Origin of the sequence: Mesotoga sp. HF07.pep.5.2.highcov, from assembly GCF_003666285.1 — a bacterium.
Lineage (GTDB): Bacteria > Thermotogota > Thermotogae > Petrotogales > Kosmotogaceae > Mesotoga > Mesotoga prima.
In genome coordinates this window covers 1-767 of sequence record NZ_JFHJ01000547.1, presented here as the reverse complement: position 1 = coordinate 767, position 767 = coordinate 1, and the positions used below count along the sequence as shown (strand labels likewise).

Here is a 767-nt window from a genome sequence, read left to right as displayed (position 1 = left end):
AAACAAAACAGGCGATCATCGAGTGATGGGCATGGAGTTAATCGACAGGATCATCACTGTTGGGAGTGAACCAATAGTTGTCTTCCCGAGAAGAAGAACCTGTCTCAAATAATCAGGATTACTGCTATTTATGAATCCTGAGCACTCGCGACAGTTCTCTCTACTCCAAAGCAACCTGTCCATCTTTCGGCACCGGAAACTTGTAATGAAGTAAATAAGGATGGACAAGATTCATCCAATTAATGAAATCTGTATCCACTCTAGTTATTGCCGAGTTGAATCTATAGCATCAATAATTGATTTCATCAAACCACTGAGATTGATCGTGTTGACTTGTCACTTCGTTCACTGCTTTTATTCTTTTCATTATCGCGGTTTATGATCTGCTGGAGGGGTTCCAAACGAAAAAACGACTCGACAAATGTCCAAGCTGCAGTACAGACTTGAAGATAACTGAGTATGCTTGTCAGAAATGCAAGGCAAAGATAATCGGATCATTTTCGCGGGGAGAACTTTCATCTTTGCAAGAAGAGCTTCTTGGGTTTTTGAAGACCTTCATCAAGAATAGAAGGAATCTCTAAGAGTTTCGAAAAGAGTTAAATATTCCGTATTCTACAGCTAAAAGTAAACTGGAAGAACTGGTAACCGGTCTCGGATTTGAAGTTGCCAACCGTCAAGTTCGCGAAGCATCCTTAATAATCAAGAAGCTCGAAGAGTTGAAATAACACTGAAGAGGTTGCTCAGCTTCTGAACAACATGAAAAAGGG

At 40.4% G+C, this 767-nt stretch carries 1 protein-coding gene; it reads left to right on the top strand.

Annotated elements, in window-relative coordinates; translation table 11 throughout:
* The first annotated feature begins 356 nt into the window (after positions 1-356).
* Entirely contained in the window at positions 357-581 is a 225-nt protein-coding gene (locus tag BG32_RS17185) for a DUF2089-like zinc ribbon domain-containing protein (RefSeq protein WP_121526860.1), read from the top strand.
* Positions 582-767: the final 186 nt, after the last annotated feature.